Source organism: Streptomyces sp. CB02414 (genome assembly GCF_001905385.1).
GTDB lineage: Bacteria > Actinomycetota > Actinomycetes > Streptomycetales > Streptomycetaceae > Streptomyces.
Genome location: NZ_LIPF01000001.1, coordinates 163414 through 176698 on the forward strand (window position 1 = coordinate 163414; position 13285 = coordinate 176698).

Genomic DNA, 13285 nt, shown 5'->3' on the forward strand with positions numbered 1-13285 from the left:
GCACCGGCACCGGGCGTCCTCGTCCCGGGTCAGAGGCCCATGTATACCTGTTAGGTATGCGCGATACTAGGGCCTGGAGCACATCCGGGGACTCGAACAGAAGCGGGAGGACGGCTGAGTGCGCCTGCACCTCCTGGCTCTCCTGGCCCGCGGTCCGGCCCACGGCTACGAGCTGAAGCAGGACCTTGAGCAACTGCTGGGCTCCGCGTACCCTCAGCCGAACGTCGGCCAGATCTACGTCACCCTCGGCCGTCTCGAGAAGACGGGACTGATCGAGGGCGAGGACATCGAGCAGTCGAGCCGGCCCAACAAGAAGGTCTACCACCTCACCGAGGCCGGGCGCGAGGAGCTGCGGGCCTGGTACGAGGAGACGGCGGACGAGCCGCGGGTGCGGGACGAGTTCTTCATGAAGCTCGCCCTGGCTCCGCAGACCGGGCTCGCCGACCAGATCGCCCTGATCAACAAGCAGCGGCGGCAGTACCTGAACACGATGCGGCAGCTGTCGAAGCTGGCCGCCGCCGAAGACCGGGACAACCGCGTCGCCCACCTCCTCATCGAGGGCGCGATGCTGCACCTGCAGGCCGACCTCGACTGGCTGGAACGGTGCCAGGAAGAGCTGGAGGAGCTGGAGTGAGCGCTGGCGCGAGTGCCGATCCCGCTCCCGTGCTGCGCGCCGAGGGCCTGGTCAAGACGCACCACGGCGAGGGCGCCCCGGCGCACGCCGTGCGCGGGGTCGACCTGTGTGTGCGGCGGGGCGAGTTCGTGGCGATCACCGGGCCGTCCGGTGCCGGGAAGTCGACGCTGCTGCATCTGCTCGGCGGGCTCCAGCGGCCGGACGCCGGACGCCTCTGGCTGGACGGCGCGTGCACGGACGCGTACAGCGAGAAACGCTGGGCGGTCGAGCGCAGGAAGCGGATCGGGATCGTCTTCCAGTTCTTCAACCTGGTCTCCGACCTGTCCGTCGCCGACAACGTCGAGCTGCCCGCCCTGCTCGCCGGGCTGCCGCCGAAGCGGGCGCGCGCCGAGCGGGAGGAGCTGCTGGCCGAGCTGGGCCTGACGGGCAAGGAGCGCGGCATGCCCGGTGAGCTGTCCGGCGGTGAGCAGCAGCGAGTGGCGCTGGCCCGGGCCCTGGTCAATCATCCGCCGCTGCTGCTGGCGGACGAGCCCGCGGGCAGCCTGGACAGCAAGGGCACCCGCGAGGTGATGCGGCTGCTGTCCCGCTTCCACCAGCGGGGCCAGACGATCCTGCTGGTCACCCACGACGCGCGGCTCGCCAGCGCCGCCGACCGGGTGATCAGCTTCTTCGACGGGCGGATCGCCGACGACGCCGAACTGGACGCGGGTGCGCCGCCGCGCCGCCGCCCGGGAGCGTCCGCCGTGCTGGAACTCAAGGACTGACATGCGGGCGTACGACCACCGCGCGCACCGCGCACCGGAAGGCTGAGGCCCGTGCGAGCCACCCTGCGCTGGGCCCACTCCGATCTGCGCACGCACCGGGGCGAGGCGCTGTTCCTCGTCCTCGCCACCGCCGGGATCGTCGCCTCGCTGCTGCTGGCCACGGCCCTGTTCGGTTACGCGACCAACCCCTGGCAGCGGGTCTTCACCGAGGCCCGCGGCGCGCACGTCTGGCTGCACACCGACCGCGCCGCCGACACCGGGAAGCTGGCCGCGCTGGACGGCGTCCAGTCCGTCGCCGGCCCCTACCCCACCGCCTCCGCCACCGTCGCCGTACGCGGCACCCGCGCCTCCGTCGAACTGCGCGGCACCGTCGAGCAGCCCGACGTGGGGCGCCCGCTGCTCACCGCCGGGCACTGGCTCGACGCCGACGACCCCGACGGGGTGGTCCTGGAGAGCCGCCTCGCCCGCGCGCTGCTGGCCCAGCCCGGCGACACCCTCACCCTGCCCGGCACACCGCGCACCCTCACGGTGCTCGGCATCGCCGACAGCCCCGAACGCCGCTACCGGCCGGGCGAGCAGCCGGGTCTGGTGTGGGCGCCGCCGGACGCGGTGCCCGGCCCGGGCGGTCAGGTGATCGGGCTGCGGCTGACCGACCCCGGGGAGACGGACTACGCCGTGCAGCGCGCGGTGACCGTGCTGGGCGCCGGTGCCATCGGGCAGGTCTCCACCTGGGAGCAGGCCCGTGCGGAGGCGCAGGGCGACAACCGGCTGCTCGGTCAGGTGCTCGGCCTGTTCGGGCTGGGCGCGCTGCTGGCCGCGGGGCTGGCGGTGCACGGGGCGATCGGCACCCGGATCCGCGGTCATCTGCGGGACATCTCGGTGCTGAAGGCGATCGGCTTCACCCCGGGCCAGGTCGTGCGGGTCTTCCTGCTCCAGCACCTGGCCTACGCCCTGCTCGGCGCGGTGGCCGCCGCCGGGCTCACCCAGGCCCTCGGCAGCCGGGTCCCGGGACGGCTCGGGGACGCGCTCGGCGTGTGGCAGGGGCTGCCCGGGCACACCGTCGCGCTGTTCGCCGTACCGGCGTGCGTGGTCCTGTTCATCGGCGCCACCACCGGCCTCGCGGCCTGGCGGGCGGGCCGGGTGCCGCCGGTCCCGGTACCGCGCCCGGCGGCGGCGCAGGGCGGCGGGCTGTCGGGGGTGGCCCGGGGGGTGCTGGGGCTGCGGGTGTTCCGGGTGCCGGTGCCGGTGCGGCTACGGGGGCGAGGTGACCGGGGTGCCGGGGAGCCCGGCGTCCGGACCACCACGGCCCCCGGCACACCCGCCCCGACGAAGCCCGACGCCCCGGGCCACGGGGACGCCGGCCTCTCGGGCGGCGGAGGCAGCGACGGCCCGGGGGCCGGAGAGGTCGACGGCCCGAGTCGTGCCGAGGCCAGGGGCCCAGGCAGCCGAGGAGCCGGCACCGGTCGCCGCGGGGCGGCCGGCGAGTGGGCATCCGGCGCGCGCGAGCTGGAGGTGCGGGTGCCGCCCGCGCTCGTGCTCGGCTGGCACAAGGCGTTCGCCCGTCGCCCGCGCTCGTTCGCCACGGTCGCGCGCCTCACGCTGCCGCTGCTGCTGATCGTGGTCGCGATGAGCGCGTGGACCACCATCGACCGCTTCCACGACCGCCCCGAGCAGATCGGCCTGCCGACCGCGCTCACCGTCCGCGCCGAGGCCGGTTCCGGCACGGCCGGCACCCGGGCCCTGCTGGAACGCGACCCAGGGGTGGCCGCCGCCTACCCGGGCGTCGAGGTGGCCGCCCTGGTGCCGGGCCAGACCGCGACGATCGCGCTGCGCGGGCTCGGCACCCGCGAGGACCCGTACCCGTACGCGCTGGCCGAGGGCCGCCGTGCGCACGGGCCGGACGAGGCGGTGGCCGGGCAGGGGCTGCTGGAGCTGCTGGAGGTGGGGGTCGGCGACTGGGTGCGGATGACCGTCGGGGACCGGCCGCAGATCCTGCACATCGTGGGCCGCAGTATCGAGCCGGAGAACGCGGGCCGGGTCATCTCGACGTCCCTGGACACTCTCCGGGAGAACGACCCGCGGCTCGAACCGGCCCTCTACCAGCTGCGCCTGCACGCCGGCGCCGATGCGGACGAGGTCGCCGGCCGGCTCGCCGAGGCCGGGCAGGGACGGCTCGACGTGCACGCCGTGGCGAACCCGGCCGACGGGCTGTCCCCGCTGCGCCCAGTGGTCCTCGGGCTGATCGCCGTTCTCGCGCTCGTCGGGCTGATCGAACTGCTCACCGCGATCGGCGGCACCGTCCGGGAGAGCGAACGGGACCTGCTCGCCCTCAAGGCGATCGGGCTGTCCCCGCGCCAGATCACCGGCATCACGGTCACGGCCACCGGGTGCACCGCCCTGGCGGCCGTGCTCCTCGCAGCCGCTCTCGGGCTGCCGCTCGCCCACTGGCTGATCGACGCCCAGGGCGCCTCCAGCGGCATCGGCGCGGGGATCGCCCAGGCCCCCTCCCCCGTGCTCCTGGTGCTGGTGGGCGCGGCTGCCGTGCTCGGTGCGGCGGCGCTGGCCGCGGTGCCGTCGGCCCGTGTGGCCCGGCGCCGGCTCGCGGACACGCTCAGCGCGGTGGCCTGACCGGACCGGCCGGGCCACCGCGCACGCGCACTCCGCTCACCGCCGGCCGCGCAGCTCCCGGTAGGCGGCGACCAGCGCCTTGGTGGAGGCGTCCAGGCCGGGGACCTCAGCACCCTCCGTGAGGGCGGGTTCGACGCGCTTGGCGAGGACCTTGCCCAGTTCGACGCCCCACTGGTCGAAGGAGTCGATGTTCCAGACCGCGCCCTGGACGAACACCTTGTGCTCGTAGAGCGCGACGAGCTGCCCGAGCACCGACGGGGTCAGCTCGCGGGCGAGGATCGTGGTCGTCGGGTGGTCGCCCTTGAACGTCTTGTGTGGGACCAGCTCCTCCGGCACGCCCTCGGCGCGCACCTCGTCGGGCGTCTTGCCGAAGGCGAGCGCCTGGGTCTGGGCGAAGAAGTTGGCCATCAGCAGGTCGTGCTGGGCCTTCAGCTCGTCGCTGAGCTCGGCGACCGGCTGGGCGAAGCCGATGAAGTCCGCCGGGATCAGCTTCGTGCCCTGGTGGATCAACTGGTAGTAGGCGTGCTGCCCGTTGGTGCCGGGCGTTCCCCACACGACCGGCCCGGTCTGCCACTCCACCTCGCGTCCGTCGCGGCCGACGTACTTGCCGTTGGACTCCATGTCGAGCTGCTGGAGGTAGGCGGTGAACCTCGACAGGTAGTGGCTGTACGGCAGTACGGCATGCGACTGGGCTCCCAGGAAGTTGCCGTACCAGATCCCCAGCAGGCCCATCAGCAGGGGCACGTTGGACTCGGCGGGGGCGGTGCGGAAGTGCTCGTCGACGAGGTGGAAGCCGTCGAGCATCTCGCGGAAGCGGCCCGGGCCGATGGCGATCATCAGGGACAAGCCGATCGCCGAGTCGTACGAGTAGCGGCCGCCGACCCAGTCCCAGAACTCGAACATGTTGGCCGTGTCGATGCCGAACTCGGCGACCTTCTCGGCGTTCGTCGACAGGGCGACGAAGTGCTGGGCGACCGCGGCCTCTTCCCCGTCGAGGGCGTTCAGCAGCCAGGTCCGGGCGGAGGTGGCGTTGGTGACCGTCTCGATGGTGGTGAAGGTCTTGGAGGCGATGACGAACAGCGTCTCGGCCGGGTCCAGGTCACGGGTGGCCTCGTGCAGGTCGGCGCCGTCGACGTTGGAGACGAAACGGACCGTCAGGTCCCGGTCGGTGAAGGCCCGCAGCACCTCGTACGCCATCGCCGGGCCCAGGTCGGAGCCGCCGATGCCGACGTTGACGACGTTCCTGATGCGCTTGCCGGTGTGGCCCTTCCACTCGCCGGAGCGGACCCGGTCGGCGAAGCCCGCCATCTTGTCCAGCACGGCGTGCACCTTGGGGACGACGTTCTCACCGTCGACCTCGATCACCGCGTCCCGCGGGGCGCGCAGCGCGGTGTGCAGGACCGCCCGGTCCTCGGTGGTGTTGATCTTCTCGCCGCGGAACATCGCGTCGCGCAGGCCGAAGACGTCGGTGGCGGCGGCCAGCTCCCGCAGCAGCTGCAGGGTCTCGTCGGTGACGAGGTGCTTGGAGTAGTCGACGTACAGGTCTCCCACCCGGAGCGTGCAGCCGGTGCCGCGGTCCGGGTTGGCGGCGAAGAGTTCGCGCAGCCGCACCTCGCCGAGCTGGTCACGGTGCTTGGCCAGCGCGGTCCATTCGGGCGTCTGATCGAGCCTGGTACGGCCGTCTGCGTTCATGTCGGACGTCAGCCTTCTTCCTTGGGTGTCCCAGCTGTCCCGGCTGGTCCAACCTAATTGATCAGTACGGAAGAAGGATGGCGCTGCGGAACTAGATCTCGCCCCGCAGTTTGGCGAGCGCCTCCGCGAGGATCGCCTCGCCGTCCGCGTCGCTGCGGCGCTCGCGCACGTACGCGAGGTGCGTCTTGTAGGGCTCGGTGCGCGGCGGGTCCGGCGGGTTGTCCCGGTCCTGTCCGGCGGGGAAGCCGCAGCGCGGGCAGTCCCAGGTCTCCGGGACCTGTGCGTCGCTCGCGAAGCTCGGCTGTGTCTCGTGTCCGTTGGAGCACCAGAAGGAGATGCGCAGACGCGGCGCGGACTCGCCGCGCTCGGCCTCGCCCATCGGCCCCGCCCCGACCCGGCTTCCCCGGATCGCGTTGCCACTTGCCACGGTGTAACTCCCTGCGTGATGGTGCCGCGAAGCGAGTCGGCGTTTCGCTTCGCTGCGAGGCGCCTCAGTCTACGTAAGGCCCAACGCGCGTCCAGTGATTGGAGTTACAAGCTCCAGCGCTCAGACGCAAGCCCCATGATAGGCGGCGCCTTGCGGCGCGTACCGGACATGGGGCTTTACGTGCTGGAGTGCGTGACGGGTCAGTTGTTCGCCTTCATCAGCAGGCCGAGCACCATGATGCACGCGAACCACAGCAGACCGACCACCACGGTGATCCGGTCGAGGTTGCGTTCGGCGACCGAGGAGCCGCCGACGGACGACTGCATGCCGCCACCGAACATGTCGGAGAGGCCGCCGCCCTTCCCCTTGTGCATCAGCACCAGCAGCATCAGCAGCAGGCTGAAGACGATCAGGGCGATCGAGAACCCCATAACCACGGCTGGACCAACTTCCTCGGCTTCGGATGAACGACGGGGGCACGGTGACAGCAGGCCACCATGCCCCCGCAAGGGTACGACGTATCGCCGCTAGCGCATACTCACCGGTCGACGTGACCGGCGGTTCTACTGGTCGCGGAAGCGGACGATCTTGACGAACTCGTCCGAGTCCAGGGAGGCCCCTCCGACCAGGGCACCGTCGATGTCGGCCTGCGACATGATCTCGGCGACGTTGCCGGACTTGACGGAGCCGCCGTACTGGATGCGGACCTTGTCGGCCAGCTCCTGCGAGTACAGCTCGGCGAGCTTGCCGCGGATCGCCGCGCAGACCTCCTGGGCGTCCTCGGCGCCGCAGACCTTGCCGGTGCCGATGGCCCACACGGGCTCGTAGGCGATCACGACGGTCTCGGCCTGCTCGGCGGGGAGGTCCTTCAGGCCGCCCTCGACCTGGGCGAGGGTGTGGGCGACGTGGTTGCCCGCCTCGCGGACGTCCAGTTCCTCGCCGACGCACAGGATCGGGGTCAGACCGTGCTTGTATGCGGCCTTGACCTTGGCGTTGACCAGCTCGTCGGTCTCGGCGTGGTACTGCCGGCGCTCGGAGTGGCCGATCGCCACGTAGGTGCAGCGGAGCTTGGACAGCATCGGGCCGGAGATCTCGCCGGTGTAGGCGCCGCCGTCGTGGGCGGAGACGTCCTGGGCGCCGTACTTGATCTTCAGCTTGTCGTGCTCGACCAGGGTCTGCACCGAGCGCAGGTCGGTGAAGGGGACGAGGACGGCGACCTCGACGGCGTCGTAGTCCTTGTCCGCGAGGGCGAAGGCGAGCTTCTGGACGTGGGCGATGGCCTCGAGGTGGTTGAGGTTCATCTTCCAGTTGCCCGCCATCAGCGGCGTGCGGGTGGTCATCGGGGTCAGTCCTCCAGTGCGGCGAGGCCGGGGAGCGTCTTGCCCTCGAGGTATTCGAGGGAGGCGCCGCCGCCGGTCGAGATGTGGCCGAATGCGTTCTCGTCGAAGCCGAGCGTGCGGACGGCCGCGGCGGAGTCGCCGCCGCCGACCACGGTGAAGCCCGGGGCGTCGACGAGGGCCTGGGCGACCGCCTTGGTGCCCTCGGCGTAGTCGGGGTGCTCGAAGACGCCCATCGGGCCGTTCCAGAAGACGGTGGCGGCGTCGGCGAGCTTCGAGGCGTACAGCTTGCGGGTCTCGGGACCGATGTCCAGACCCTCCTGGTCGGCGGGGATGGCGTCCGCGGCGACGGTGGCGGGGTTGGCCGGGGCCTTGGTCTTCAGGTCCGGGAACTCGGACGAGACCAGCACGTCGACCGGGAGGACCAGCTCGACGCCGTTCTTCTCGGCGCGCTCCATGTACTCCTTGACGACCGGGATCTGGTCCTCCTGGAGGAGGGAGATGCCGACCTCGTGGCCCTTGGCCTTGAGGAAGGTGTACGCCATGCCGCCGCCGATGAGGAGCCGGTCGGCCTTGCCGAGCAGCTGGTCGATGACGGCGAGCTTGTCGGAGACCTTGGCGCCGCCGAGGGCGACCACGTAGGGGCGCTGGACGTCGTCGGTGAGCTTCTTCAGGACGCCGACCTCGGTGGCGATGAGGTAGCCGGCGTAGTGCGGGAGCTTCTTCGGCAGGTCGTAGACCGACGCGTGCTTGCGGTGCACGGCGCCGAAGCCGTCGCCGACGTACACGTCCGCGAGGCCGGCGAGCTTGTCGGCGAAGGCGGCGCGCTCGGCGTCGTCCTTGCTCGTCTCGCCCGCGTTGAAACGCAGGTTCTCGATGACCGCGACCTGACCGTCCGCGAGGCCGGCGACCGTGGACTCGGCGGCGGTGCCGACCGTGTCCTCGGCGAAGGCGACGCCGGTGCCCGCACCGAGCAGCTCACCGAGGCGGGCGGCGGCCGGGGCGAGGGAGAAGACCGGGTCCGGGGCGCCCTTGGGGCGGCCCAGGTGCGAGGCGACGATCACGCGCGCGCCCGCGTCGGCCAGGGCCTTGACGGTGGGCACCACGGCGCGGATGCGGCCGTCGTCGGTGATGGTGGTGCCGTCCAGCGGCACGTTGAGGTCGGCGCGGACGAAGACGCGCTTGCCGGTGACGCCTTCGGAGAGCAGTTCGTCGATCGTCTTCATGCAGTGGGCTCCTGGGTTCTCGGATCGCTCGTGATCCTACGAGGGCGGGCAGCCGCGGACGCGACGCAGGGCCCGGACAGCGCGCCCTTGCGCTGCCCGAGCCCTGCTGTCGCATGCGAGGTGCCTGCTGGGTCCGGCTGGATCAGAGCTGGTTGCCGACGAAGACCGTGAGGTCGACGAGACGGTTGGAGTAGCCCCACTCGTTGTCGTACCAGCCGATGACCTTCACGTTCTTGCCGTCCTGGACCATGGTCAGGGACGAGTCGAAGGTGCAGGACGCCGGGGCGTTGACGATGTCGGAGGAGACGATCGCGTCCTCGGTGTACTCCAGGATGCCCTTGAGCTCGCCCTCCGCGGCCTTCTGGAAGGCGGCGTTGACCTCTTCCTTGGTGACCTCGCGGCCGAGCTCCAGGACGAGGTCGGTGACCGAGCCGGTCGGGACCGGGACGCGCATGGCGATGCCGTCCAGCTTGCCCTTGAGCTGCGGGAGGACCAGCGCGGTGGCCTTGGCGGCGCCCGTGGTGGTCGGGATGATGTTCTCCGCGGCGGCACGGGCGCGGCGCAGGTCCTTGTGCGGGAAGTCCAGGATGCGCTGGTCGTTCGTGTACGCGTGGACCGTCGTCATCAGGCCCTTGACGATGCCGAAGTTCTCGTCGAGCACCTTGGCCATCGGCGCCACGCAGTTGGTGGTGCAGGAGGCGTTGGAGATGACGTGGTGGTTCGCCGGGTCGTACTTGTCCTGGTTGACGCCCATCACGATGGTGACGTCCTCGTCCTTGGCCGGGGCCGAGATGAGGACCTTCTTCGCGCCGCCCGCGATGTGCTTCTCGGCGTCGGCCTTCTTCGTGAAGATGCCGGTCGACTCGATGACGACGTCGACGCCCAGCTCGCCCCACGGGATGTCGGCCGGGTTGCGCTCGGCGAGGACCTTGATGGTCTTGTCGCCGACGGTGATGGTGTCCTCGGTGTGCGAGACCTCGTACGGGAGGCGCCCGAGGATGGTGTCGTACTTCAGCAGGTGGGCGGTGGTCGCGGTGTCACCCAGGTCGTTGACAGCCACGATCTCGATGTCTGCACCCTGCTCCAGCAGCGCGCGGAAGTAGTTACGACCGATGCGGCCAAAGCCGTTGATGCCTACGCGGATCGTCACGAACCGATCTCCTCGTTGGTACGCCGGCCCGATGTGCCGGCGAGCTGTATTTGGGATGTCCCCGACCACCTCCGACCCTACCTCTCCGGGGCTCCGGGGGTGACATCGAGACGCCCCATTCCCGGCAGGGCGGCCCGTACCCGCCAGTAGGGGTACGGACCGCCCGGGCGTCGGGGACCGATCACCCGATTTCGCTACACCGGGTCAGTCCCCCGGATCCCGGTTCTCACTCGTCCAGGGCACGCAGCGCCTGCCGGACCAGTGCCGTCCGGGCGGCCGGTTCGGTGAGGTGCTCCAGGCCGAAGCCGAGCAGCACGGTGTCGTCCGTGGTGACGGCGCCGTAGGTCTGGAACAGGGTGCCGGTGCGGGTCCAGTCCTTCAGGACGGCGGGGCTACCGGCGGGCGGTCCGCCCACCTGCCAGGCGCCGAGCGAGGTCTCGAAGCCCTCGGTCTGCGCCGCGGTGCCGCCGACGACCAGCGAGGCCTCGTCGGCGAGGACGCCGCGTCCGCCGCTGCCGGGGTCGGTGACGTAGGCGAGGGAGACCTCGACGGACTTCCCGGCGTAGGCGCTCAGGTCGAACTCGACCTGCCGCCAGCCCCCGGAGGAGCCGGTGAGGCTGTTCCACTGCCCGGTGGTTCCGGTGGCGGTGCAGCCGTCGTCGGACAGGGTCAGGTAGTGCTCCAGCCAGGGGTGCTCGCCCATGTAAAAGCCGGCCGCGCACTCGGTCGGTACGGCGGTGCCGGTCGCGCCACCGGCCTCGGGGAGCGTGGTCCAGTCGTCGGCGCCGGTGGTGTGCGCCTCGACCAGGGCGTGGTCGTAGCCGCCTTCGGTGTCCCACAGGAGCTGGGTGCGCAGGGTGGGACGGTCGGCGGCGGTGACACCGGTGAGGTCGATGGTGCGCGTGAGGCGCTTGTAGGCGTCGTCGGTGTGGACTGCGGCGGCCATCCACTCGCCCGCGTAGGGCCCGTACGGGTTGACCGTCCCGGCGAACTCCCCGGCGCCCGCGCTGGCGAACTGGGGGTAGGTGTCGGGCGACAGCTGGTCCGAGGTGACGCTGTAGGTCCCGGCCGCGTCCAGCGGGTTGCCCGGGGCGTCACCGAGGGCGCCGGTGGTGCCGCCGAGCTTGCCGGAGCCGGAGAATCCGGTGGCTCCGGGGGTGTCGGTGCGGGTGTAGGCGCCCAGGTAGTACTGGCTGAAGTCGTTCGACGGCGTGCCGTCGCCGAGGTCGACGCTGCCGCCGGCCCGCTCGCCCGCCTCGATCAGCCGTCCGCCCTCGTTGAGGTAGGCGCGGAGCTGGAGCTGGGTGGCGTTGCCCGGGTTCGCCGCGCCGGTGTAGTGGACGACGGTGTCGAAGTGGCCGAGGACGCCGAGCGCGTCGGGCGCGCCCTGGGTGGCGACGTCCCAGACGGCCGCCCGCTTGCCGTTGGCCCTGAGGGCGTCCACGTACGTCTGCGCCCGTGTGGCCTTCGCGCCCTCCTCGGCGACGACGAGGACGTCCGCGCGGGGCCGCTCGGCGATCGTGTACGTGAAGTGCTCGCTCTCGGTCCGCTTGCCCCTCTTCGTCTCGCCGGTGAACCAGACCTCGACCTTGTCGCCGCGGTCGCCGTCCTTGACCTTGGCGCGGTACTCGTCGAAGTACAGGTTGTCCTCACCGCCGTACGTCTCGCCGCCGCGCCAGGGCTTCAGGGCCATGTCGTGGACGCGTCCGCCGTTGACCCGGTACTTCAGCTCCTTGTCGCGCACCGACTTGCGTACGACGACGGAGACCTCCTGGTCGGCGCCGCGCGAGTAGGAGGTGGTGAAGGGGGCCGGGGTGAAGTCGGCGGCCTCGATGCCGACGGACGACGACGGCCGGTCAGGGTGCGCGGCGGACTCGGCGACGGAGAGCGCGAAGGGGATGTTCTTCTCGAACTCCTCCTGGATCAGCTTCTCGTCGTCGGGGAAGTTGAAGCCGGACTGGCAGTCGGCCGCGTTCCACTCGTCGTCGGGGTACTGGTCGGAGATCGTCTGGCAGGTCGACATCTCCGGGGTGAACATCGCCACGCCGTTGACGTTGGCCGAGTGGCCGTCCGCCTCGCCGTTGGTGGTGTACAGCTCCGAGGAGACCTGCGGGCGGTAGCCCGGGATCGCGGAGTTCTCGGGCGTGCCGGCGAGCGCCTTGTAGAGGACGTCGTCCGGGGTGTGGGTGGCGACCTGCCAGCCGACGCCGTAGAGGAGGAGCTCGGCGGCGGAGTGGTAGTTGATGCCGTAGGCGAAGCCGATCCGCTTCTGGAAGCGGTCCAGGGCCTTGGTCTCGGGCTCGGAGTTCGGGCCGGCGCCGCGGTAGGTCTGGCTGGTCGGGTTCGGGGAGGAACCCTCGTCGTCGTAGCCCCACTTGTAGGCGAAGTTGCGGTTCAGGTCGACGCCGTCGCCGGTGGCGATGGTGCCGTCGCCGTTGTTGTCGCGCAGGTTCTTGCGCCACAGGCGGTTGTCGTCGTCCTGGAAGGTGTAGTCGTAGCCGTCGGGGTTGGCCGACAGCAGGAACCACAGTTCGGTGCGGTCGACGAGCTTCTTGATCCGCCGGTCCTTCTTGTAGTTGTCCAGGTAGTGGTGCATCAGCCGCCGGGTCATCTCCGGGGTGATCCACTCGCGCGCGTGCTGGTTGGACATGTAGAGGACGGCGGGCTTGGAGCCGTCTCGGGTCTTGTCCGCGTGCTTGGTGAGCTTCAGGGCGAGGATGTCCTGACCGTTCACCGTCTTGCCGATGGAGACGACCTTGGTGAGGCGGGGGTGTTCCTGGGCGGTGCGGAGGATCTCCTCCCTGAGGCCGCCGCTGCCGCTGTAGGGGCGGAAGACGCCCTCGGCGGCGTCCTCGACCCGCTTCTCGGCCCGGGTGGAGAGGGTGTGCTCCTTGAGGTCGACGCCCTGTTTCTCCAGCTTTCCGGCCTGCTGGTCGGTGAGGTAGACCTCGACGGTGGCGGTGCCCTTGTCGGGGACCTGCTCACCGAGTTCGTGGCCGTCCTGGCCGGCGGCCAGCAGCAGGGGTACCTGCTCCTGGGTGACGTCGGCGCGGAAGACCTTGACCTCGTTGGCCTCGTTCGCGTTGGTGTCCGCGGTGTCCGAGGGTTGTGCCTGGGCGATGGGTGCGAAGCTCGCTCCGCCGATCAGGAGCGCGCCGACAGCGAGGATCGATCTCGCTCTTCGTCTCATGAACCCCCCTAGATGGGGCCTGTCCGACAGGCCTGGGTTCGCCACAGCAGCGAACAGATGCCAGGCTCATGACAGCTCATGATCGAGTCAAGAGCACGGGAAGGACACGCGAAAGCCGGTACCGGTCACCCAAGTGGACGCCCGTACTGGGTGGTTGACGGCTCGGGTGGGGCGGGGGTGGGGCGAGGGGGGCGGTGGGGGCCGGCCTTGTGGGGCCAGGGGGGCGGGCGGTGGGGG

10 protein-coding genes are annotated in these 13285 nt (G+C 71.1%); 3 read left to right on the top strand and 7 right to left on the bottom strand.

Features of this window, described 5'->3' with window-relative positions; genetic code table 11:
* Positions 1-118 precede the first annotated feature (118 nt).
* Genes AMK11_RS00795 through AMK11_RS00805 form a run of 3 tightly spaced genes read left to right on the top strand, consistent with a single transcriptional unit; the run spans position 119 to position 4026 of the window.
* Positions 119-634 (top strand): PadR family transcriptional regulator, encoded by a 516-nt coding sequence (locus tag AMK11_RS00795; RefSeq protein WP_073721647.1) that lies wholly within the window; start codon positions 119-121, stop codon positions 632-634.
* Positions 631-1398, top strand: coding sequence for an ABC transporter ATP-binding protein (locus AMK11_RS00800; protein WP_073721649.1), 768 nt, complete (start codon positions 631-633; stop codon positions 1396-1398). Before AMK11_RS00795 ends, AMK11_RS00800 begins: the two co-directional genes overlap by 4 nt.
* 51 nt (positions 1399-1449) lie before the next feature.
* Complete coding sequence (locus AMK11_RS00805; protein ID WP_073721651.1) at positions 1450-4026, top strand: FtsX-like permease family protein; 2577 nt, start codon at positions 1450-1452, stop codon at positions 4024-4026.
* A 36-nt stretch (positions 4027-4062) separates the two neighbouring features.
* On the opposite strand, the gene pgi is transcribed toward AMK11_RS00805, so the two are convergent.
* From pgi to AMK11_RS00840, 7 genes are all read right to left on the bottom strand, one after another.
* A complete protein-coding gene (gene pgi / locus AMK11_RS00810) occupies positions 4063-5718 on the bottom strand; it encodes a glucose-6-phosphate isomerase (RefSeq protein WP_073721653.1) in 1656 nt (551 codons plus the stop codon).
* Between the two features lie 91 nt (positions 5719-5809).
* On the bottom strand, positions 5810-6097 hold the full coding sequence (locus AMK11_RS00815; RefSeq protein WP_007448238.1) for an RNA polymerase-binding protein RbpA: 288 nt from the start codon (positions 6095-6097) through the stop codon (positions 5810-5812).
* Positions 6098-6345: 248 nt separating this feature from the next.
* On the bottom strand, positions 6346-6576 hold the full coding sequence (gene secG, locus AMK11_RS00820; RefSeq protein WP_055416354.1) for a preprotein translocase subunit SecG: 231 nt from the start codon (positions 6574-6576) through the stop codon (positions 6346-6348).
* 132 nt (positions 6577-6708) lie between these two features.
* A complete protein-coding gene (gene tpiA, locus AMK11_RS00825) occupies positions 6709-7485 on the bottom strand; it encodes a triose-phosphate isomerase (RefSeq protein ID WP_073721657.1) in 777 nt (258 codons plus the stop codon).
* 5 nt (positions 7486-7490) lie between these two features.
* On the bottom strand, positions 7491-8708 hold the full coding sequence (locus AMK11_RS00830) for a phosphoglycerate kinase (protein ID WP_073721659.1): 1218 nt from the start codon (positions 8706-8708) through the stop codon (positions 7491-7493).
* A 142-nt stretch (positions 8709-8850) separates the two neighbouring features.
* Positions 8851-9858 carry a type I glyceraldehyde-3-phosphate dehydrogenase gene (gene gap / locus AMK11_RS00835; RefSeq protein ID WP_073721661.1) on the bottom strand — a complete coding sequence of 336 codons (1008 nt, stop codon included), beginning with the start codon at positions 9856-9858 and terminating at the stop codon, positions 8851-8853.
* A 226-nt stretch (positions 9859-10084) separates the two neighbouring features.
* Positions 10085-13048, bottom strand: a complete 2964-nt coding sequence (locus AMK11_RS00840) for a M14 family metallopeptidase (protein ID WP_073721663.1) — start codon at positions 13046-13048, stop codon at positions 10085-10087.
* Positions 13049-13285 lie beyond the last annotated feature (237 nt).

Excerpts from the sequence above, each read along its gene's own strand:
- pgi (WP_073721653.1), bottom strand. The coding sequence starts at position 5,718 with ATGAACGCAGACGGCCGTACCAGGCTCGATCAGACGCCCGAATGGACC.
- AMK11_RS00815 (WP_007448238.1), bottom strand. The coding sequence starts at position 6,097 with ATGGGCGAGGCCGAGCGCGGCGAGTCCGCGCCGCGTCTGCGCATCTCC.
- secG (WP_055416354.1), bottom strand. The coding sequence starts at position 6,576 with ATGGGGTTCTCGATCGCCCTGATCGTCTTCAGCCTGCTGCTGATGCTG.
- tpiA (WP_073721657.1), bottom strand. The coding sequence starts at position 7,485 with ATGACCACCCGCACGCCGCTGATGGCGGGCAACTGGAAGATGAACCTC.
- AMK11_RS00830 (WP_073721659.1), bottom strand. The coding sequence starts at position 8,708 with ATGAAGACGATCGACGAACTGCTCTCCGAAGGCGTCACCGGCAAGCGC.
- AMK11_RS00840 (WP_073721663.1), bottom strand. The coding sequence starts at position 13,048 with ATGAGACGAAGAGCGAGATCGATCCTCGCTGTCGGCGCGCTCCTGATC.